16 protein-coding genes are annotated in these 22,463 nt (G+C 53.5%); 7 read left to right on the top strand and 9 right to left on the bottom strand.

Annotated features, from left to right (window positions below):
* Nucleotides 1-168: 168 nt before the first annotated feature.
* The 5 genes from RC85_RS13680 to proC all read right to left on the bottom strand — a co-directional run bounded on the left by RC85_RS13680 (nt 169) and on the right by proC (nt 7,531).
* Nucleotides 169-945: a 3-ketoacyl-ACP reductase gene (locus RC85_RS13680; RefSeq protein WP_068263684.1), complete on the bottom strand. Its 777-nt coding sequence runs from the start codon at nt 943-945 to the stop codon at nt 169-171.
* 223 nt (nt 946-1,168) lie between these two features.
* Nucleotides 1,169-4,510 carry a general secretion pathway protein GspD gene (locus RC85_RS13670; RefSeq protein ID WP_235033257.1) on the bottom strand — a complete coding sequence of 1,114 codons (3,342 nt, stop codon included), beginning with the start codon at nt 4,508-4,510 and terminating at the stop codon, nt 1,169-1,171.
* Nucleotides 4,455-4,802, bottom strand: a complete 348-nt coding sequence (locus tag RC85_RS27480) for a hypothetical protein (RefSeq protein WP_162273210.1) — start codon at nt 4,800-4,802, stop codon at nt 4,455-4,457. Before RC85_RS27480 ends, RC85_RS13670 begins: the two co-directional genes overlap by 56 nt.
* A 685-nt stretch (nt 4,803-5,487) precedes the next feature.
* The gene (locus RC85_RS13660; RefSeq protein ID WP_068263671.1) at nt 5,488-6,549 is read right to left on the bottom strand and encodes an acyl-CoA desaturase; all 1,062 of its coding nucleotides are present in this window, start codon (nt 6,547-6,549) and stop codon (nt 5,488-5,490) included.
* 160 nt (nt 6,550-6,709) lie between these two features.
* Nucleotides 6,710-7,531, bottom strand: coding sequence for a pyrroline-5-carboxylate reductase (gene proC / locus RC85_RS13655; RefSeq protein ID WP_084422647.1), 822 nt, complete (start codon nt 7,529-7,531; stop codon nt 6,710-6,712).
* A gap of 381 nt (nt 7,532-7,912) precedes the next feature.
* On the opposite strand from proC, the gene argB reads away from it, so the two are divergent.
* The 5 genes from argB (at nt 7,913) to RC85_RS13630 (ending at nt 12,678) form a co-directional block, all read left to right on the top strand.
* Entirely contained in the window at nt 7,913-8,776 is an 864-nt protein-coding gene (argB, locus tag RC85_RS13650) for an acetylglutamate kinase (protein WP_068263727.1), read from the top strand.
* A gap of 234 nt (nt 8,777-9,010) precedes the next feature.
* Nucleotides 9,011-10,276, top strand: a complete 1,266-nt coding sequence (locus RC85_RS13645; RefSeq protein ID WP_068263668.1) for an aminotransferase class III-fold pyridoxal phosphate-dependent enzyme — start codon at nt 9,011-9,013, stop codon at nt 10,274-10,276.
* A gap of 76 nt (nt 10,277-10,352) precedes the next feature.
* Entirely contained in the window at nt 10,353-11,294 is a 942-nt protein-coding gene (argF, locus tag RC85_RS13640; RefSeq protein WP_068263665.1) for an ornithine carbamoyltransferase, read from the top strand.
* A 50-nt stretch (nt 11,295-11,344) separates the two neighbouring features.
* On the top strand, nt 11,345-12,061 hold the full coding sequence (gene rph / locus RC85_RS13635) for a ribonuclease PH (RefSeq protein WP_068263662.1): 717 nt from the start codon (nt 11,345-11,347) through the stop codon (nt 12,059-12,061).
* Between the two features lie 8 nt (nt 12,062-12,069).
* Complete coding sequence (locus tag RC85_RS13630) at nt 12,070-12,678, top strand: thymidine kinase (RefSeq protein WP_068263660.1); 609 nt, start codon at nt 12,070-12,072, stop codon at nt 12,676-12,678.
* A gap of 119 nt (nt 12,679-12,797) precedes the next feature.
* On the opposite strand, the gene RC85_RS13625 is transcribed toward RC85_RS13630, so the two are convergent.
* Nucleotides 12,798-13,223 (bottom strand): Rrf2 family transcriptional regulator, encoded by a 426-nt coding sequence (locus RC85_RS13625; protein WP_068263659.1) that lies wholly within the window; start codon nt 13,221-13,223, stop codon nt 12,798-12,800.
* Between the two features lie 28 nt (nt 13,224-13,251).
* The gene (locus RC85_RS13620; RefSeq protein WP_235033496.1) at nt 13,252-14,031 is read right to left on the bottom strand and encodes a phosphoadenylyl-sulfate reductase; all 780 of its coding nucleotides are present in this window, start codon (nt 14,029-14,031) and stop codon (nt 13,252-13,254) included.
* 635 nt (nt 14,032-14,666) lie between these two features.
* On the opposite strand from RC85_RS13620, the gene RC85_RS13610 reads away from it, so the two are divergent.
* The gene (locus tag RC85_RS13610; protein ID WP_084422645.1) at nt 14,667-15,929 is read left to right on the top strand and encodes a HEAT repeat domain-containing protein; all 1,263 of its coding nucleotides are present in this window, start codon (nt 14,667-14,669) and stop codon (nt 15,927-15,929) included.
* Nucleotides 15,930-16,339: 410 nt separating this feature from the next.
* On the opposite strand, the gene RC85_RS13605 is transcribed toward RC85_RS13610, so the two are convergent.
* Together RC85_RS13605 and RC85_RS13595 are read right to left on the bottom strand one after the other, a co-directional pair.
* Nucleotides 16,340-20,389, bottom strand: coding sequence for a chemotaxis protein CheB (locus RC85_RS13605; RefSeq protein WP_068263656.1), 4,050 nt, complete (start codon nt 20,387-20,389; stop codon nt 16,340-16,342).
* Between the two features lie 755 nt (nt 20,390-21,144).
* Entirely contained in the window at nt 21,145-21,645 is a 501-nt protein-coding gene (locus RC85_RS13595) for a hypothetical protein (protein ID WP_068263652.1), read from the bottom strand.
* A gap of 308 nt (nt 21,646-21,953) precedes the next feature.
* On the opposite strand from RC85_RS13595, the gene RC85_RS13590 reads away from it, so the two are divergent.
* Nucleotides 21,954-22,217: a hypothetical protein gene (locus tag RC85_RS13590; RefSeq protein ID WP_068263650.1), complete on the top strand. Its 264-nt coding sequence runs from the start codon at nt 21,954-21,956 to the stop codon at nt 22,215-22,217.
* Nucleotides 22,218-22,463: the final 246 nt, after the last annotated feature.

Below are 22,463 nucleotides of genomic sequence, written 5' to 3'. Positions count from 1 at the left end.
GGCGAGTTTCGCTACGACGGTTATTGTTTGTCGAGTTGCCGAAACTCTTGGCGAGTTTCGCTACGACGGTTATTGTTTGTCGATGTGCCGAAACTCTTGGCGAGTTTCGCTACGACAGTTATTGTTGCGGCGTTCCTAAAAGTGCCAAGTGAAACGGTTTTACGCACGTTACAAACGCGGCAGCGTCAGACCGCCATCGACCATGATGACTTGGCCGGTTGAATAGGCCATGTCGCCTCTTGCAAGTGATGCGACGACTCGCCCGGTGTCTTCGGGCGTGCCCCAGCGTTTTTGAGGCACCAAGCCTTCGGCGATTAACTTGTCGTACTTTTCTTTCACACCCGATGTCATGTCGGTAGCCGTGATGCCTGGTCGCACTTCGTAAACCGGCAAACCGAACTCGGCCAAGCGGACCGCCCACAATTGGGTCGCCATGCTGACCCCGGCCTTGGACACGCAGTACTCGCCCCGTCCCACCGATGCCATCGTCGCCGAGATTGACGAAACGTTGATGATGGAACCAGAAAACTTGGGCTGCAGTTTCTGCTGATCAATCAACCAATTGGCAACCGCTTGCGTCAAGAAATACGGTCCCTGCAAATTGGTTTTCAGCACCCAATCAAAATCTTCTTCGGTGGCATCAAGAATATCCAAACGCTGGCGAGGCGCAACGCCTGCGTTGTTGACAAGCAAGTTGAGCCTGCCAAATTCTTTGTCGATCGATTCCAGCATCGCTTTGCGAGCGCCGGTCGATCCGACATCACATTGGCAATACAAAACTGAACCGGTTAGCGATTGCAATTCGGTGATAGTCTCCGTCACCGCCGATGCCTCACGCACTCCGCAAACCGCCAGGTCGTAACCTTCGTTTGCCAGCGAGCGTGCGATGCCAAGCCCGATGCCGCGTGTTCCGCCAGTGATCAAGGCGACGGGTGAAGTGGTCATGGTTCGTTTGCCTTGCTCGTTTGCGTTGTTGTGCAGCGTAGGCCGGAACAAGCGAAGCGAAGTTCCGGCAATTGTGTGGATCGGTGTTGGATTGCCGGAACTGCGCTTCGCTTGTTCCGGCCTACGTTGTCTGTGCAGATTGCAGCCACTGCCAGCGCACAAAAAATGGCAATCGCATTGCTACGATTGCCATTCTATCTTTCAAATTCAATTCAAGCGATGACTATTGTCGCGTTGGATCGAAACCAGTTTGAGCCAATTCCTCTTCTTCTTGAATGATGATCCGTGGAGTCACCATCAGCATCAGGCTTCGGGCGTCACGGCCCACTGATACGTTTTTGAAGAGTCGGCTTAGGTATGGAATCTTGCTGAGCATAGGCACGCCTCGTTCAGCACGACTTTCGGCGAGTCGCTTAATTCCACCCAGCAGAATTGTTCCACCATCGGGAACGCTGACCGTTGTGCTAACCGTCGTGAAGGCGAAGGTGGGCAACTGAACGGTCGTACCAGAGATGATGTCTTCCTCTTCTTCACTGTCGGCGGCATCATTCTCGTCGACGACTCCGTCGCCGTTGGTGTCTTCTTCGTCACGACTACTGCGACGTGTCGTCCGACTGCCTTCGAAGGTGAAGGTGTTGACGTCACCGATCTGGCTAAAGAACGGAACCAGTGTCAAGCGAACAAAACGTTTGTCATCACTGACGATGCCTTGCACGTTTAACTGAGTCCCTTCATTGAGCACCACGATCACCGGTTGTTGAGCAACCGCAAAGTCACCGACGACCGGCGTGATACTGGTCACGAAAGGTCGCTGCGAAAAGTCACTAATCGTCGCAATCTGACCGTCAAACAATGTCACCTTCGGAGCCTGCATCACGTTGGTGCGGTTGTCCGTTTGGATGGCCTGGATGAAGAAGAAAGCTTCGATATCGCTGAGGATTGAAAAGCCCAAGTTTGCCGCTGAACCAAGGTTGGCACCACCGAACGCCGGGGCAGCCAAATCGAAAGCGGTGTTTTCAAAGGTAATGTCCAAGTCGGCGGTGGGCGTACCACCCGCGGTCGCACCAATCGTGATGCTGCCGCCACCGTCTTCGTCGGGGAACGATTTATTGTTGTCATCCACTTGGAAGTCAAAATCAACGCCGATCTGTTCAGCGAATGAATCCGACAAAGTGATGAAGCGAACTTCGATCGTGATTTGCAGGTTCTGCAATCGACGAAGCGATTCAAGCAGGTCAGAAATCTGATCGTGAACATCGCTGGTCGTGCTGATGACCAATGACAAGTTTTGTGGGTATTCACGCATGGTGCTTGGTCCACCCAACGCGTCCCAAGTGTCAGGCGACACCGTGGTTTGAATCAGGTCGATCAACGATTGGAAGTCGGCAAAGCTGCCGCCCCCGCCTGCACCGGCACCAGGCGAACCGCCCGGACCAAAACCGCCTTGCGATCCCATCGAATGGTATTGGCCCAAGACATTGTTTCCGCCGTACTTTTGAGGACTACCGCTCATCGGCGTCATCGCTGAAGCCATGTTGTTGCCCAGATCGGACATCGAAACGGGCACCAACTGAACGTCAGCTTGAGGCTGAGTCATTTGGTAGGCAGCTCGCAAAGCTCCCGCCAATCCGTCTTCGTATCCGCTAACAAAGTTTGGGATCGGAGTGACCAAGTCGGTGACCCGATAGGTTTCAACATAAGTGTTGCTCTCTTTGACCTGTCGCGTCGTGATCATCAAAACATCGTTTCGGATCATGTGCGCCAATTCGTTCTGTTCCAAGATCAGATTCAATGCACTTTGCAGCATGATCGGTTCTTGCAACTGAAGCGACACTGGCAATTCAGCGGTCACGCGAACGCTGCTGAGGGCTCGTTCGTCAATGACGATCGGGACACCCGACATCGCTGACAAATCGTTTAGCACTTCACCGAGCGGACGGTTGCGGAACTTGATGTTCACCTTGTTGGATAGCTTGCGGCGGATCGCTTGCTCGGCTTCGCTGAGACGTGAATCTTTGTCAGCTCTGCCCAGACGATCAATCGATAGCTGTTTCCAAGTCTCGCTATCGGGCATCGAGATTGGGTTGTTCGGGTTCGTGATGATTGCCGACTCTTCGATCGCCAGCATCTCGTTTAGAAACCCATCTTCCTTCGCGTTCTTCAGGTCTTGATTCCGCAACAGCATCGTTTTCATGCGTGCGGTATGGTGCATTTGCGCGGCAATCGTCGAACCGGGCAGCAGCTCGCCGACTTGCTTGGCAATCACTTCGGCTTCGCCATAGCGGCGGTCGCGAATCAGATTGTTGAACGTGTCGGTCAGCGTGGAAACTTCTTGATCAATTGCTTGATCACGAGCATCTTCGCGAGCCATTTCTGACTTGACCGAATCGTTGATGATGTCCAAGTCGATTTTGGCTCGGTTGGCATCGATGTAGGTCTTTTGTTCTTTCAGAGCACGATCCACCAGCACGATCAATGACCGCTTGGCTTTGTCGTCCACATCGGAACCATCGACACGGCGGCGGAGTCGTTCAAGCTGGTCGAGCGAATCCAATGGCGCGTCGCTCTTGGTTTGTTCGGCGTTGGCAAGCTCGGAAGTGACTTCGCGATACAAACGGCGAGTCTTGGCTTCGGACTCTAGCTGTACCTTGTCAATTTCTGTCAGCTCGCTGGCATCTTTGCCCTTCGATGGGACCAAACGTTTTGGTTGCAGCAAAGTCAGCTTGTCTTGCAATTGATTTTGTTCGGCAACCGAAAGGTCAGACTTGTACCGCCATGCTTCCAGGAACTTCTTTCGGGCTTCCGAACGATCGCCTTGGCTAAGTGATTGAAGTCCAAGTTGATAGGCTTCCGAGGCGTAGGAGTTCGACTTGGGAGCGTCTTGTGTGTTTTGAACCTGCTGAATCGGCGATGGAGTGTTCGCAGCGGGTTGGTTGAACAGCATCTGTGCAACGGCAGCAGCGTCGTCGGCAGGAGCTTGCCCGCCAGCGGTTTGTACCACCATGCCGGAATTGGGCATTCCAGAATTGGGCGTGCCAGAGCTTGCGACGTTCTGAGTTGCCGAAGCCAACGCGATACCGCTTCGGCGAGCAGCCGATTCGGCGTCGAGCACCAATTGCCAAACGCGTGGTTCACCAGCGGCGAATGCGTTTTCGGGAACTCCGAGCGACTGGGCTTTCCCAGCGGCACCGAGTGCGGCTTGAACGTCACCGCGGTCCAGTGCAGCACGGCCGATCGCGATTTGGCGGAGCGCTTCGGCTTTCGCCGCGGCCGGATCCGTCATTGGCTTTGCACCGGCAACCGACGGCATCCGCTGCAAGCCTTGGTTAGCCGATGCGTAAGCCGGTGTCGCTTGAGGAGCTGAGCTCTTCAACGGCAAATCCAGCAAAGCTGCATCGAACCCGATGTTGGTCAATTGAGTTTTAAGCTCAGCAGCCTCAGCAGCCAGTGCAGGGTTGCCAGCCAGCATCGGCGTCAGGGCTCGATACCCCTGGACAGCCGTCGCGTAATCACGCTGCTGGATTGCCGACCGGACTGAGCCGATTCTTTCCCCAGCAGACTTCATTGATGCTGCAGATTTCGTTGATGCGGCCGATGGCGTTGGCACCGTTGCGGGTGACTGCGTAGGTGGCATGCCAAACTGTGCCTTCACAGGCTTCGTGGTCACCATCATGGTGAACGCGGCCAGGGCAATTGGCATCACCCAAGCGAATGATGTTTTGGGCATGTCGGTGTTTGCGATGTTGTGACGGTTCAACGCGACACTCCTTCTTCGCGGTGAGACTACTTGAAGAATCAATCAAGCGACCAAGCCGATCGTCGTATCCGTGACGAGGCCAAAACACAGTCGGATTCATTCCGGTATGAGCAACAAATCATGTTGCTTGGCCTTGTCAGTAGTAACTGCAAAGAGACTGTGTCAACAGCGATGCACCAAGAAGTTTTCTAAAAGGGTGGGTTTTGAAAGTCCCGGAGTGACTGGCGCTGTTGAGTATTGCTAATACTGTTTAACCGCATGGGCATCGCCCCGCGCGTTTCGCCCCGCATGGACGCGCGGGGCGATGCCCACGCGGTTAAACAATTTAGAAACCCTTCACGGCGTTGGACGATGCCTCAATGGCACTTACTATAGCCCCGGATGGGGCGGCAGCACGGTGCCGTGGGTCTTGACCCACGGAATCAAACGCAGCAAAAACCGAAGCCCCGGCAGGGGCGAAAGCAATGTAGGCCGGAACAAGCTTAGCGCAGTTCCGGCAATTGCATGGTACTACGCTGGATTGCCGGAACTGCGCTAAGCTTGTTCCGGCCTACTCTTACCTATCGTTTAACCGCGTGGGCATCGCCCCGCGCGTTTCGCCCCGCATGGACGCGCGGGGCGATGCCCACGCGGTTAAACGCGGTTAAACCGTGTTTTGCTGGGAGCCGAAAGCTGACTTGTGCGTGATGAAAAATCAAAACCCCTTCCGCCATCAAACCCAAAAAAAGCGAGCGAAGGATTGCTCCTTCGCTCGCTGGCGTTTCAATCGGTGAGTTCAAGCTGAACTAAGCAGACGCTTTCTTTGCTTTCTTTTCAGCCGCGTTGCGGTAATCGACCACATCCCAAACCAGCCCACATGCACGCAGCAACCTGACTGCTTGCCAGGTGATATCGAATTCGTACCAGCGGTGGCCGTGCTTTGCCATGCGAGGATACGCGTGGTGATTGTTGTGCCAGCCTTCGCCGTAGGCAACGATCGCGACCAACCAATTGTTGCGGCTGTCGTCGGTCGTTTCGTAATTGCGGTAACCCCACATGTGCGAGGCACTGTTGACCATCCAAGTCGCGTGCAAAACCAAAACCAAGCGTGTGAACATCCCCCAAATCACCAACGACCAACCCATGTATGAGCCATCGATCGCGTATCCAATGCCGTACAGGATGAATCCGCTAAGGATGTGCAGTGGCAAGAACAGGTAATCCAGTGCTCGCATGTACTTGTCTTTGTACAAATCCGGTGCCCAACGCTTCAGGTAGCCTTGGCGGTCGCCATTATGAGTGTGGAAAGCCAACCAAAACGCGTGACTCCAAAATCCGCCGTCGTGTGGCGAGTGCGGGTCGCCGTCTTGGTCGCTCAATGCGTGGTGTTTGCGGTGATCGGCGACCCAATCCAAAGGTGAACCTTCGCCAGCCATCGTGCCAATCGTTGCGAAAACGTACCGAACCCATTTGTGCGTTTTCATGCCGGTGTGGGTCAGCAATCGGTGGTAACCCAAGCAAATCCCCAGGCTTCCGGTAATCCAGTGCAGAAACACCATCACGCCCAAGCCGGTCCAGGTGAACGTCATCGGAGCACCGATCAGGACAATCGCATGAGCCAAGGTCAACCAACCGACGGCCCAATAACTGATGTTGTTAAAGCGAACTCGATCAGAAGCGGTTTCGCTCTTGGGGAATTTCTTGTTGTTGGACTTATGCTCTGAAAGTAGCGAATTTTCGAGGTCCGAGTCGTCCTTGGTATGAGAATCAGCGGACGCCAGATTTGATTTATCACCAATCGACTGTCCGTCCGAGGGCAGTGAGTGATTCGTTGAAGACTTATTTTCAGGTTCGATGACAGATGACATGTCGGCAGGTTCCTGCGCAGATTAATAAGGTCAACCTCAGCTTTCCGGTGCTAAAGTTGCTGGCGATCAATGCCAGATGAACCCTCGGAGTCTACCAATCTGCACTTTGGCTCTGTCACGGACCAATAGCGGCCATGTAAACGTTAGGTAATAGTCGCGATTAGGCCAGTTCTTTACTGCGGGCTGCGGAAGCTTTGACGGCAGCGATCATTGCCGCTCGAACGCCGTTCTGTTCCAGCGTTTGCAATGCAGCAATCGTGGTTCCGCCGGGGCTGGCCACGGCATCTTTCAATTGGCCGGGGTGCATGCCCGACTTTTGCACCATTTCGCCCGCACCGATCACGGTTTGAGTCGCCAATTTCATCGCCAGGTCTCGTGGCAACCCAGCGGCAACGCCACCATCGGCCAGCGCTTCGATCAGAATGTAAATGTAGGCTGGCCCAGAACCACTCAGCCCAGTAACGGCGTCCATTTGCACTTCATCAATCTCTGCGGCAATCCCAACGGCCTCTAACGCGCTGGCGACCAAGGTTCGGTCTTCATCTGTCGCTTCATCGCCACCGCAAAACGCAGACGCCCCACTGCCGACCAAGCAGGGAGTGTTCGGCATCACTCGCACGACTCGGCCGTGCCCGGCTAGGTCGCAGAGTTTCGACAGCGGGACACCAGCGGCGATGGAAACGACTAATTTGCCGGACCAAAACGGGCCTGCTTGGTTCATGACCACTGGGATGACCCAAGGTTTGACCGCCAGCATGACGATATCGGCCTGCTGAACAGCTTCTTCCAGGTCTGCATGCTGGACCCCCGGCTGATTCTCGTCCCACCACCGGCGAGTAGATTCGCTTGGAACCACCAAAATCACGTTCGATGCACTGACAACGCCGGCTTTGATCATGCCACCGACCAGAGCTCGCGCCATCTGGCCACCGCCGACGATTGCCCATTTGAACTGCGTCTTTTCAAGAGTTTGTTCTGTCACTGTTACACCATTATCGAGTTAGGAATTGTCCCGAAATAACTCCCAGAGATCAGATTCCACCAAATCCCAACCCGAACGCGTAAGCGAGGGATTTCCGCGGCGAACGGTAATCCCTCGCTTACGCGTTTGGGTTGGTGAGTCATTATCCATCGCTTACGCGTTCGGGTTGGGAAATCAGGAAGTTGTTTCGGGGACAATTGTTTCGGGGACAGATTGTTTCGGGGACAGGGCCTTTGTTTGGCCTGTTCACAATTGACCCTCTGTTGCCGCCGCTCTAAATTGATCGGTTTTTCCCATCTCAAACACCCCCCAGAAAGTCAGGCGCAAACCGTGGTCAGCGCACTCGCCGAGCTTTTCACTCCTTCCTCTCGAGATTTCAGCGTGCAAGAAGCAATCGCCAAAGCCAACACGCTCATCGAGGCGATGGGTTGGATTCGCCGTTTCCGCGGCAAAACCACCGTCATCAAGCTTGGCGGCAGCCTGCTGGAAGACAAAATGGCCCTGATGCACATCTTGCTGGATGTCGTCTTTATGGAATCAGTCGGGATGAAACCGGTGATTGTCCATGGCGGCGGGAAAGCGATTTCCAACGCGTTGGCTGAAACAGGCGTCGAAGCAAAGTTTATTCGTGGACGCCGAGTCACCGATGCGGCGACGTTGGAAGTCGTCAAACGAGTGCTCGCGGGTGAGCTGAACGAGTTTTTGACCGAAGAAATGGAACGGCTGGGCGGCCGCGCGATGAATTTATCGCCTCACACCACAAATGTGCTGTTCGGTGAGAAATTGCCAACCGAAACCGACGAGGATCTCGGCTTCGTCGGCCACGTCACGCGAGTCGATCGCAGCGTGATCGAGGGTCTGCATTATACCGATCAAGTGCCGATCATTCCGTCGATGTGCGAGGGCGAAGACGGACAACTTTACAACGTCAACGCGGACACCGCCGCGATGGCGGTCGCACAATCATTGGGTGCCGAAAAGCTAGTGTTCTTGTCCGACGTCAACGGAGTTCGCCGCGACAAGGATGACTCCAAATCGATCATCGATTCGCTTTCCGCGGAAGAAGCAAGGCATTTGATTGACGAAGGAATTATCGAAGGCGGAATGATCCCCAAGGTCGAAGCCTGTTTGGAAACCCTGGGCCGTGGCGTACGCAAAGTACACATCATCGACGGCTCGATCCGACACTCATTGTTGCTAGAAATTTTCACCACCAGCGGCGTTGGTACCGAAATTCATCCGTAGGGAAAGTGTTTAAAAACTACCTCGAAGATTACCCGCGAACTTTCCACGAACTACCCGCGAACTACCCGTAGCTGATCCCGCCAGGGTTCAGTCGAGCCTAACCAACCCCCGGACTGAACCCGGACCAAACCCGGACTGAACCCTGGCGGGATCAGCTACGTTTTAGAAACGTTTTGAACAAACCGCAGCATTGGCTTCAATCCTGCCCGACCCTCTCATTCTGCGAAGCTTGAAATGAACGACGAAGAACCAGGCGAAGAATCAATCGATGACGGGCTGGAACTTGAAGACCACTCCGTTGCCGAAGAATCGTCTGCCGAAGAACCAGCCGATGCGCCGGAGCCCGGTTTTATCTTGCCACCATCCACCGCCAAGCCGTTTTCTGGTCCACCCACCGGGATCACACGCGGCGACGATGCAAACCGAGATTTGATTGACGCAATGGCCGGTCGATACAGCGTGTTTGGGTTCGGCGAATCGAAATTGATCGAATCAGCGATGCAAGCGGTGGACGACCTCGCTCTGGTAAATCAAAGCTCGACCGCGACATCGGTCACTGAATTGATTCAGCGAATTTCTGATTCATCCAGCGACACATCGCCGACTTTGGCGACCGCGTTTGCTCACCGCGACCTAGCAATCGAAGCGGCGATCACGTTTAGCCGAACTCGCGACCAAGGAAAACGTTACCGAACCATTGCGATCTCGGGCAGCGATCATGGACGCACCGGCGTTTGTCGCACCGCCAGCGGTTTGCCAGCGCTTCGCGAAAACTACGGGCCCATGATGGCCGGATTCGCGCACGTTCGCCCCGGCGATCTGGATGCGATCAAAGCAAACATTGACGATCAAACCGGATGCGTCTTAATCTCGCCGTTGCAATTGGACGCGGGTGCCAGGCCAATCGACGCCGAGTTTTTGATCGGCGTTCGCGAGCTTTGCGACCAGCATGGGTTGCTGCTGGCCGTTGATGAATCAGAAGTCGTCTTTGGATCCTGCGGAACGATGTTGGCATCTGCTTCAATCGCTGATGTGGCAATCGACTTGGCGATTGTCTCGGCTGGACTGTTCGCGGGGATGCCCGGCGGACTGCTGCTGTCTTCGTTGCCTATCCAGGTTGACCAAGGTGACGACAACCCGATCGCCACTGCCGTCGCTACCGCGACGATTGACGAAATGATTCATCAAGATCTTTTCGCAAGTGCTGCGGAAACGTCGCACCAATTCGCAGTAGATATCGCCGAAGCGATCGCGGGCTACGACTTCGTTCGCGACATTGCCCAATTGGGGACCGTGATTGGAATTGAAACCGATATCGAATCGAACCTGCTGGTCAAGAATGCGTCACACTTTGGTCTGCATCTTGTCGAAGCTGGCGAAACGGCAGTCCGAATGGCATTGCCAATTACTGTTAGTAAAGAAGATTTTTCGGAATTGACTCGCAGGTTGGCGGAAACCTTCGAGGCCACCGAAAAGCTTACTGCAGCAGTCCACGTTTAGAAATTACTTTCCAAACAGCTCATTGAACAACTCACCGAACAACTCACTGAACTCTGATCCTAGAAAGACAGTTCCCATGCAGCATCTGCTGAGCCTCTTTGACGTCGATCCGCCACAACTCGAAACGATCTTGCGCACCGGCATTCACTTGCGAGAAGGTTTAGCCAAAGGCGACCGTCCGCCCGTGCTGCAACGCAAGGTCTTGGCTCTTCTGTTTGAAAAACCTAGCCTTCGCACCCGAGTCAGTTTCCAAAGTGGTGTTTCGCAATTAGGCGGGTCCAGTTTGTTTCTTGGCGATGACGTTGGGTGGGGAAAACGCGAATCACCGTCCGATTTTACTCAGGTCCTTGGTCAGTTCGTTGACGCCGTCGTGTGCCGTGCGAAATCCCATGCTTCGGTGGAACAACTCGCCAGTTTCAATGCGATGCCGGTCATCAATGGCTTGACCGACCTTTGCCATCCCTGCCAAGCACTCGCCGATGTGTTGACGATCCAACAGAGCTTTGGAAGCTACCAAGGAAAGCACTTGGTGTTTGTTGGCGACGGAAACAACGTCGCTCATTCGCTTGCCTTGATCTGCGCCATGTTGTCGATGCGTTTCACGCTGGCATGCCCCGATGGTTACGAAATGGACGTCGATTGGATGAAGCGAGTTGAAACCGCGTACCCCGGCGCAGCAATTGAGCAAGTACGCGACGTCAAAGCAGCCGTCAAAGATGCTGACGCGATCTATACCGATGTTTGGACCAGCATGGGCCAAGAAGCCGAAGCGGCAGAACGTCGCAAGATTTTCGCCGATTACCAAGTCAACGGTGATTTAATGGCCGCCGCACCCTCCACCGCTCGCGTGCTGCATTGCTTGCCCGCCGTGCGTGGTGAAGAAATCACTGACGAAGTTATCGACAGCCAACAAAGCGACATCATCATCCAAGCAGGCAACCGAATGCATGCACAAAAGGGTTTGCTTGTGTGGATGCTGAATCCGCAGTGGATCGAAGAGAATATTCCCGGTGTGTAGTGAGCTGTGAATTCTCGTCTTCCGTTTTTCCCATTTGAATCGACACCTTTATGCGACCTGACGATCAACTCCGAGACGTTTCTATCGAGTGCGGATACCTGGAATTCAATCCGGCCAGTGTGCTGTACAAGTCAGGTCGCACGATTGTGCTGTGTACCGCATCGCTGGAATCAAGTGTTCCGCCTTGGTTGGTTGGAAAGGGAAAAGGCTGGGTCACGGCGGAATACAACATGTTGCCGGGCAGCACGAGCCCGCGGAAACGTCGCGATCGTGGCGGCAAAGTGGATGGTCGGACCACCGAGATCCAACGATTGGTTGGTCGCAGCTTGCGAAGCGTCGTCGATTTAGAATCACTTGGCGAGAACATGATCACGGTTGACTGCGACGTCTTGCAAGCCGATGGCGGAACTCGCACCGCGTCGATCACAGGTGGATTCATTGCTCTGGCATTGGCGGTAGAGCAAGCCGTTCCTGGATCTAAAATCGGTGATGGACCGCTGAAAGATTCCGTCGCAGCAATCAGCGTGGGTGTGCTAGGCGACACCTGCAAGCTGGACCTCGATTACGAATTGGACTCGGCTGCTGATGTTGACATGAATGTGATCATGACCGGCAGCGGACGATTCGTTGAGATCCAAGGAACCGGCGAAGAAGCCACGTTTGATGATGCGCAGTTAGCCGAATTGTTGCGTCTGGCCAAGAAAGGCATTGCCGACCTTACCGCTGAACAGATCAAAGCTCTGAATGCTGTCCTGGAAAACAAGTAAGTCATTCGATGGCAAAACTCTATTTCTATTATTCGGCGATGAATGCAGGCAAGTCAACGATCTTGCTGCAATCGAGCTACAACTACCGCGAACGTGGCATGAGGACTCTGGTTCTTGCACCGGAGATTGATACGCGGTCGGGCGGGAAAGTTGTTTCCAGAATTGGATTAGAAGCCGAGGCAAGAACCTTTACGACCGCCGACAACCTGCTATCAATCGTCAGGGACAGCAACGACCATCAGCAACTCAGTTGCGTGCTGGTCGATGAAGCCCAGTTTTTGACGCGGTTGCAAGTTCGACAACTGTGCGATGTTTGCGACACGCTAAACACTCCAGTTTTGTCATACGGGATCCGCACGGACTTTCAAGGGAACCTTTTTCCCAGAAGTGAGGCGTTGCTTGCGTTGGCGGATTCGTTGGTGGAAATCAAGACGATTTGTCACTGCGGTCGCAAAGCAACGATGAACATGCGAATCGATTCGACCGGTCACGCGATTCGTGATGGTAATCAAGTTCAAATTGGCGGCAATGAACGTTACCAAGCCGTTTGTCGAAAGCACTTTCACGAAGGCCTTGCCCAACGAAACGCCGATGACTTGCCGCTGCTTGATCGCTAACCCGTCAGGTGAGCTTTTCCGTAGCTGATCCCGCCAGGGTTCAGTCGAACTTAGATCGGGCTCGAACTGAACCCTGGCGGGATCAGCTACGTTTCATGACAAGCGACAAATGTAAAACGTCAAATGTAAAACATAGACGAATCGCCATGCTTGACTTGATCCACCATGTCGATCAGACGTTTGCTGGCCAGGACATCGCGTGACGCTTCGGCGGCTTCTCGCCAAATTTCTTGCAACATCTCATCCGCCGGGGTCGGTGTCGCTTCGGTGCGGCAACCGTTTTCCTGACATCCCATCGCTTCGGCAATATCCAACAGCGTCAATGTCGATGCGTCGGCCGCCAATCGATAGCCGCCATGACTGCCTCGAATTGATTCGACCAGACCTGCTGCGCGAAGGGTTCGCAAAATCTGAACCAAGAACGGACCCGGCACACCGTGGCGATCCGTAATCTCTCGAATCGAAACGGGAGCAATGTCGTCTTGCCGTGCTGCCAATTCGGCCATGGCCAAAGCAGCGTAATGCACGCGAGCTGAAATCGTCATTCACTTCTCCTTTGGCAATGGGGCAACGTTACTGGCTGTGCAATCCGCACTCGGTTTTCTGAAAACCACTCCAACGTCCGGCTCGCTCGTCTTCGCCCGGTTGGACGGCGCGTGTGCATGGAAAGCAACCGACGCTGCTGTAACCCTGGTCATGCAGCGGGTTGTAGGGAATGTCTTCATCATTGATCAGCGACCAGACTTCTTTCTTCGTCCAATTCGCCAGCGGACTGACTTTGACCAACTGAAACTTTCGATCCCAACCCACGATCGGTGCCTTCGCTCGGTCGGGACTCTGGTCGCGGCGAATCGCGCTGGCCCAAGCGTGCTTGCCCTTGGCGGCTTCGTGCAGCACTCGCAACTTGCGATCAAAACAGCATTGGTTGGGGTTGGTCTTGTAGAGCGGGCCGCCGTGCATCGCTTCGTATTGTTCAACCGTGGTGTCGGGCAGCTTGTATTCGACTTCGATTCCGTATTTTTCCTTGACCCTTTCCCGCAGATCCAAGGTTTCCTGGAACTGATATCCCGTATCGAGGTTAAAGATCGGTGTTTCCGGGGCAATCGTCGAAAGCATGTGGATGATTGTCATGCCCTCAGGACCAAACGCCGTCGCCATCGTAAAGTTCGGTGCGAACCGTTCGACGGCGTATTCAAGAATCTGCTGCGGAGTAGACGATTCAAGCTTTTGGCTTTCGGATTCCAATTCTTTCAGGAAATCTTCCGTCGGTACCAGCGGAGGATCGGCTGCCAAGGCTCCGCGAGGAGTCTCGTCATCGATTTTCAGAAGCGGAAGCGGCTCGTTGGCGGGCATGATAGGCAGCTTGGGGGAATCCCCAGGCGATCGTGGTTGAATGGCTCGGGCGGACATTGACGGCTTCCTTTACACTGGAATTCGCGTGACTTTTCGATATCCTATTAACATGATCAAGATAGTCAAGTATAGAGATCGTCCGCCAAGCGTCGGATAATGAGTGAATCTGGAGCTGAAACTGGTCAAGCTTGGTTTTCTAGCAGTAGGTACACTAAGGAAAGGTCCCGAAATAACTTCCCGATTTCCCAACCCGAACGCGTAAGCGAGGGATCTCGTTTGACGGGGCAATCTCTGGGCTGACGAAAATGTTTGCGTGGAGGGAAACTGGACGACTTTGGGGGTTTGTGGCTGACCGGCCTCGGTGTTGATTGCAAATTGCAAAATGAACACTGAAAAATGTAAATTGACCAGCAAATACCGCTTCCCAAGAATTTTCAATTTGCAATGTTCATTTTGCAATTTGCAATGTTCGACTGGTTCGCGAAAAACATCACCCACCGCATTTTCATCAGCCCAGGCAATCCCTCGCTTATGCGTTCGGGTTGGGATTTGGGGGGAATCGAATCTCGTGAAGTTATTTCGGGACAATTACTAAAGACTGGTGACGCACTCTTACAACATCACCGAGTAACGCCATGATTCGATTCCACCATCAGATTTTGCTTCTGCCGTTGCTTGCAGGGTCTCTCGCGTGTGCGACTGTGATGGCTGATTCGGTTGAGCTAACCGGCAGTGGGCAGCTAACCGGCAAGGTCGCTCGCAAGGGCGAATTAGTCATCGTGGGAATCGACGACGACATCCAAGTCGCATTTCCCGGCAGCCGAGTTAGCCGCGTTGTCCAATCCCAGGAACTGACCAAGTACAAATCGCTGGCCAAACAAGTTGGCGATGACGCCAATGCTCATTATCAACTAGCGCGATGGTGCAAGGCAGCCGGAAATGTTCCTGGCTTGTCCCAGTACTACACCCGATTTCACATGCAACGTGCTGTTGAACTGAACCCGAACCATGCCGAGGCTCGTGCTTCGCTTGGTTACACCAAAGACGAAGGTAAGTGGATTCTGAAAACCGATTTGATGCGGTCGCGAGGGATGATCTTTAAAGGCGGACGCTGGGTCATTCCCGAAGCCGCATCGCTGGAAGAAAGCGTTGATGACTCTGAGAAAGAAGCCAAGCTTTGGATTCGGGAAATTGCCAAGCTGGTCAAGGTTGTGATGAAGGGCAATCGACCTGAAAATCGCCGGTACGACGACGCGATCACTGAACTCAAATCGATCAATGATCCGTTGGCGGCGATCGCCATCGCTCAGCAGTTTGAAAATTCAAGCGCATTGGCAGGCCGTGGTAGCGAGACACAGCCGCCGGCACTTCGGCGGCTTTGGATTACCCTGCTTGGCAAATTCAAGACGAACGCGTCGGTGCGAGCTTTGGTCAAGGCCGGGATCGATGAGCCTAATCCAGATCTTCGCGACATGGCGCTGGACCAATTGCTTCAATACGGATCCGGGACCGCGATCGCGAATTACAAACGAACTCTGTTGTCCAGCAAAAGCAGCAATGACCTGATCAACCGTGCCGCTCGAGCCTTGTTGGCGTTCCCCGCGGATCGCGAATTGGCGATGCAGTACATCAATTCGTTGGTCACGACGCACACGCGAGAAATCGCGCCGTCGGGCAACATGAACGCGACGTTCGGTGGCGCAGGCGGCGGCATGGGCGGAATGAGCAGCGGTAGTAAACCGACAAAGATCAGCCAACAAAGAAACAACCCGTCAGTTCTGTCGTTGGTAAAGAAGACCGTGCCCGAGGCCGACTTCGGGTATGACGAAGTGCAATGGCGGAACTATCTTGCAAATCAGAAACTGAGTTTCAGCGGTGATCTGCGGCGCGACTTGTAAGCAGCCGAACACGCTCCGCCAATTCCCAAGGATCGAAAGGCTAGTATTCCGCGTCACCTCAATTTTCGGGTAGCGGAACTCGCCAAGAGTTTCGGCTACGAGGGGGACGCCGAAAGTCTACGCGACTTCCGCTACCTCCTAACCGAAGATTGAGCTGACATGGACTACTAGTGCCGGGGGCGCAGGCACGCTAATCGGCAGACGTTGTTGTAGGCCGTAACGAGTGGAGCGAGTTACGGCATATTTTGCAGCCCTGCCGTAACTCGCTCCGCTCGCTACGGCCTACTTTTTGGGGCTCCAGCCAAATAGCTGGCTTGCACCTTTGGCTGATTTGCCTAGCGTTCTTGCGCGCATCCAATCCGGACGTTCTCTATCGTGTGGCGACTGGCCAAAGTCCGCTTAACCAACGACTAGTTCCGATCAATCATCTCTGGCAACGACGAGAGCAACTTGGTTAATTCATCTGGATCAATTGGCTTGACTAAGTGACCGTCAAAGCCTGCTTCGAGTGCTTTTTCGACGTCGTGTGACTGGCCAAACCCGGTTAGAGCCACGATGTGGGTGTCGCGACAGCGCGGCTGGTCCCTGGTTCGTCGGGCGACTTCATACCCGTCGATGCCGGGCAGACCGATGTCGACCAAAGCTAAATCCGGACAGTTTTGCAGAATCGCTTCCGCTCCTGATTCACCGTCTTCACATGCATGAACGATGTGGCCATCAAGGCTTAATAGCGACGACAACATTTTGCGACTGTCGTCGATATCTTCGATTAGGACGACGGTTCGAGGCATGCCGTTGCTTGACTCACTAGCATCGGAAATCATTCCAGATTCCTGTTCAGGCTCCGATGCAAGGGGAAGATTGATGCTAACGGTTGTGCCATGCCCACGTCCCTTGCTTTCGGCATTGACCGTTCCGCCATGGGCCTCCACTAACGTACGCACGAGCGTCAGTCCGACACCCAAACCACCTTCACTTCGCCCCAACGTGTCGCCCAATTGAACAAAAGCATCGAAAATGCTTTCGAGTTCGTGTGATTCAATCCCAACACCAAAATCAGTGACCGATATGGTTGCCTGATCGCCGTCTTGTCGGATCACCACGTTGACCGCCGATTCCTCTGGCGAGTACTTCAGCGCGTTGTGAATGAGATTGACTTGGACTTGAACCAATCGCGTGGCATCGCCTCGGACGTAGACAGGAGAATCCGGAAGGTCCCATGAGATTTTTTGCCGATGGTCATCTGCTTCACTGAGTGTTGTTTCGTGAATCAGATCAACCAGGCTGCGGAGGTCAATGATGTCTTGGGCTAGTTCGATTTTCCCCTGCGTGATCCGAGACATGTCCAACAGATCCGAAAGCAAGCTTCGCGTCATCGTGATCTGACGCTCGATCACCCCTGCCGCATTGATCCGCATCGCCTCATCTGATCGACCGTCTTGGATAAGACGGCTGGCGCTAAGTGCCGCACCGAGCGGATTTCGCAATTCGTGCGAGAGCGTCGCTAGGAAGGCTTCGCGTTTGCGTATCTCGTCGCGAATCTCGGACTCCATCTTGATTCGCTCGGAAACATCGCGTGCGATTTTGGAAATACCGATTAGTTTTCCGTTACCGTCGAAAACAGGCGAAACCGTGATCGAGACATGAATCTCGGTTCCGTCTTTGCGGACGCGAACTGTGTCGCGGGTGTGCAGACGTTGGCCGGTTGCGATTTTTTCCAGATACTCGGTAACCTCGGTTTGCCGCTTTTTTGGAATCAAAAACGAAACATGTTTTTTAATCACCTCTTCGGCTGAATAGCCATACAGTCGCTCTGCACCTGAGTTCCAACTGGTCACCATGCCGTCCAGGTCTTGGCCGATGATTGCATCGTCGCTCGTTTCCACAATCGCCGACATCCAACGCAAACGTTCACGCAGGACTTCCATGGACGAAATGTTGACCAACATCAAGACGACGCCTTCGACTGATCGACCAATTCGATACGGCAAAATTCGCATCAAGTAACAGGTGCCGTCTTCGGCGAACGTTTCACACTCGAATGCCTGACCTGTTTCAATCACCGTCGTCAATTGCCCGACAAGATCGCTGGCTGAGAATCGCGGCGAAAAACTCTTAATAGATCTTCCAATGTCATGATCGACGAAATCGAAAACATTACTCACTCTGGAAGTAAATCGACGCACGCACAGATCCTTGTCCAAGAACACGGTGGCGACATCCGTGTTCTCCAACAAGTGATTCATGTCCTCATTTAGCTCAGCCAATTCTGTAATTTTGCTTTGGTGTTCAGAATTAACCGTGAAGAGTTCTTCATTGACGCTATGCAATTCTTCATTGGTGCTTTGCAATTCCTCGTTTGATGCAATTAGCTCTTCGTTGGTCGCCTGCAATTCCTCATTGCTCGTTTCCAGTTCCTCGATCGTGGCTTGAAGGTTCTCACGCGAGTACCGCAAGTCGTCTTCGAGTTGACGAATGTGATCGCGTGAGGCATCGAGTTCGCCATCATACGATTCAACGGTTGCCTCAGAAACAACCGCTGCTGCCCCCGCAGTAGCCTCAAAAGAAATGACATGATGCTTCCCTGAAATCGAGGAGTGAAGAATCGGCGTTACGGTTAGGTTGTAGGCTTGTTCTCCTTCGTCAACCCGCAGCATCACGTTGGAATACCGCACAGGTTGGTTGTCTTTAAGCGTTCGGCTGATCGCGCCCGACAATGTGGTGCGAAGACTTTTGTCAACAAGGTCCAGAATGTCGAGCGAAGGTTGTCGCGATGGAAATCGTAGGAACTTTTGAGCGCCGCCAAAACTCTCAATCAAATTCCGATTCTCGTCGATCAGTAAGCTCGGCGGCATCAGCTTGTTTAGCAACTGATCATAGAGAGACGGTTCGATTGCTTTGTTCTGTTGTACCGATCTGGCACTGCGGGCGGATGAAATATGCAAGTCGGCGCTGGACGGACGTTTCAGCGGCGATCGGAACTCATTGGGCAGCCGAACTTGGCGGCGTTTTCGATAGATCCGCGATCGTTCTTGAACAACGTCAAATTCGCCTGCAAGCTCACCTGGCGATTCACTGCCACCGAGCAATAAGATGCCACCCTTTCGCAGCCCGTAATGGAACATCGAAAGCGATCGGTTTTGCGCGACGCCTTGAAAATAGATCAGCATGTTCCGACACGAAACCAAATCTAGGTCCGTAAACGGCGCATCGCTGAGCACATTGTGGGGCGCGAAAACAATTGACTTTCGGATCGAAGGTGAAACCTGGAATCCATCATCCCGACGAATGAAGTACTTTTCCAACCGCTCACCATCCACTCCCTGTAGCACGTCGCCAGCGTACACACCTCGACCTGCATGTTCGATCGATGATCGATGAACGTCGGTGGCAAACATTTTCAGATTCAGCATCTGGCCAGCACGCTCAAACGCTTCGTGCAAAGCGATGGCAATCGAATACGGTTCTTCACCGGTCGCACATCCGGCAACCCAAACTCGCAGCGGTTGGTTCGCGTCACAATTGTGAATCAGATCCGGAAAAATGTGGTTCCCCAGATAGTCAAACGTATCGGGATCACGAAAAAATTGGGTGACGCCAATCAACAGGTCACAGTAAAGTGCCTCAAGCTCTTCGTTGTCGTCGGCGAGTCGATCGGCGTAGTCATCGACGTTCTCAATACCAGCCATCGCCATTCGTCGGTGGACACGCCGCAAAACGGTAGTGTCTTTGTAGACACCAAAATCGATTTCATAGGCTCGTCGAAACTGTTGATAGATTGCCTCCATCCCCAACAGTTGATCATCGCGGCGATTTACCGCAGCGATACGAGCGGTTCGCGTGACATTTGGCTTCGATGCGATCAAAGCGAGCAGTGCCCCGATTTCTTCCGGTTTTAGAATTTCATCCACCACCCCTGTCGCGGTCGCGCTGGCAGGCATTCCATCAAACTTGGCCGTGTCCAAACTTTCGCTGATGACGAAACCACCATGCTTGGCAATTTCAACAATTCCACGAGAACCGTCCGATCCACTACCAGACAGAACCACGGCGATTGCCTGGGGACCGCAATCCAAGGCCAGCGATTCAAAGAAAAGATCGATCGGCAGTGCAAGCCCATTGCCAGGCGCTTTGTCCTGAACGCTTAGTTCTCCATTTCGGATCACCATCTCTTTTTTCGGCGGCAACAAATAAACCGAATTGGCCTGCACACGCATTCCATCTTCGGCGCGATGAATCGTCATCGCGGTGTCGCGCCCCAGCAACTCGTACATCATGCTCTTAAAATTGGGAGACAGATGCTGCAAGACGACAAAAGCCATCCCGGTGTCGGGCGAGAGATTACGAAAAAGCTTTTCAAGCGATTCGAGCCCGCCCGCTGAAGCACCGATACCAACCACAAACTTAGGCTCGTTTGCACCGATCATTCTGTCGTCACTACCAGCGGGCTCTTCAGTCATAAAATAATCCTTCGCTTAATTAAGCTTTGTCACCAAGCTTGTCTCTGCAAATCGCTTTCGTGTCTTCTTCGAGCGACTGCTCTGTTTCACTCGGTCAACTTTTTGACTAAGGGTGTAAGAAACGCGATCGGCAACCCGGTTGATGAGGCTGCGAACGTTTGCCCCGGTTTCCTCAATCACGATCGGAGTCATTCGCTTCAAATGCACCACACACCGACAGCAAAGGTCTTCCCCGCCCTTGGGACCGTTGACGTCTCTTACACTAATATTGACTTTTCTGACCCGAGACTGAAAGTGCCCAACCGCCGCCGAAATCGCTTCAGAGGCATCATTTTTTAGTGACGGTGCGGCTTCCAAATTCCCAAAATAGGTAGACAAATGCATCAGTTCGTCCTTTTCAAAGATAGGTGAAACAGAATCAAATCCGCCAATAATTCCCGCTTGCGGCCGTTTTGCGACCATTGGCTGAACAATCAATGCTATGCCCCAACGAACTAGCCAGACAATCGAATCGAACCTGATCCGGCATAGTTTTTATCAATGCAAGATCGCTTTCGTAGCTGGGCCCGCCAGGGTTCAGAATTCCCCCAACGCCGTGAAGGCGTTCTAAATCGTTTAACCGCGTGGGCATCGCCCCGCGCGTCCACGCGGAACGAAACACGCGGAACGAAACACGCGGAACGAAACGCGCGGGGCGAAACGCCCAGGGCGGGTCCAGCTACGGGAAGACCGGGAAGTTGTTTCGGGACAGTTCCTTAACGCAGCGGAGTGAACCGCGTGACGGCCTGATCAAGCGTGATGAACTTCAAGTCTTGATTGGGGGCACCACTGGCGGCGAACTGAATGTTCCAAGGAATTGCGTAGGCAACCACGCGGCCTGAACTCTCTTCGGACACATAGATCACTCCCGTCGCAACCCGAGTGTTGCTTTTGAAGCCGCGGAAATCAGCCATGCCTGTCGCCATCAAATAGGCACCACCGTGCTGCGGAAATTCGGATGTCACGTTGTGGCGGTAGCGAATGAAAAATTGGCCGTTGAGACGGTTAAGCACATAACCAGTCATGTCACCGGTGGTGTGATCCAGCGATACAACGGCCTCCATTCCTGAGTCTAGCGGCACGGTTACCAGCGATTTTTTCTCTGTCCCGTAAGCCGTCATGGCGTTGGCCGGTGGCGGGATCCGATCCGTGATCAAGAGTGTCAGTGCAATGCCAGCCAACAACAAGACGGTCGGCGAAATGAGGTTTCGGACCATGACTTTGTGCTCCAAGGTTTGAGTTAAATGTCAGTCGTTCCAGTGAGCTTTCACATTGTTTGCGTTCAAAACACAGACATACGATTCTTTTTTACGATGACGGCCATTGCTTTTATCAATCACTCTGCAGGGAGGATTTCCCATAAAGTAATTCTGGACAGGTTATGAATCCGCACACGTGCAATGCAGCTTGAACGCCCCCGGCCGGCGTGGTCTGTGACGAGGCTTGCAACCTGTCACCGATCGCTTCTCGGAAAGCATTACCAACCTCACCATACCGTATCCGCGCCTAGATTATCTGCTGTTTCATGAACGACAAGGATTTCAAAATACTGGTCTCTGTGGCCAAACTGCCAAAGTCTGAAAGAGACTTCGATATTGCAGGATCAGACAAAGCGATGTGTTACTCGGTGAAGCGTCTCAAGGGGCTCTCCAAAGATGTGCTTCACGGCCTGGTAAACGGTGGATGTAAAGGTTCGGCGGCGGCCATTTGGCTAAAGGAAGTGTGCCGCGAGGCCAAAAGCGGCGGCACTTCTAAAGCTGTTTCTGAATCGTCAACGAAAAAGCATTGACCAACCTCTCGCTGTTCCAACTCAACCTATCATCGAATCAACCGCTGTTTGGAACTGTCCCGAAATAACTTCCCGGTTTTCTCGTAGCTTGGCTCGCCAGGGTTCAGTCCATCAGGAGTTGTACCCAACGCCGTGAAGGGTTTCTGGACTGTTTAACCGCGTGGGCATCGCCCCGCGCGTCCATGCGGGGCGAAACTCGCGGAACGAAACTCGCGGGGCGATGCCCACGCGGCTTAACAAATCAAT

Origin of the sequence: Rubripirellula obstinata (assembly GCF_001642955.1) — a bacterium.
Taxonomy (GTDB): Bacteria; Planctomycetota; Planctomycetia; order Pirellulales; family Pirellulaceae; genus Rubripirellula; species Rubripirellula obstinata.
Note: the sequence above shows the minus strand (reverse complement) of the source record. Positions and strands in the feature narration are given on the sequence as shown.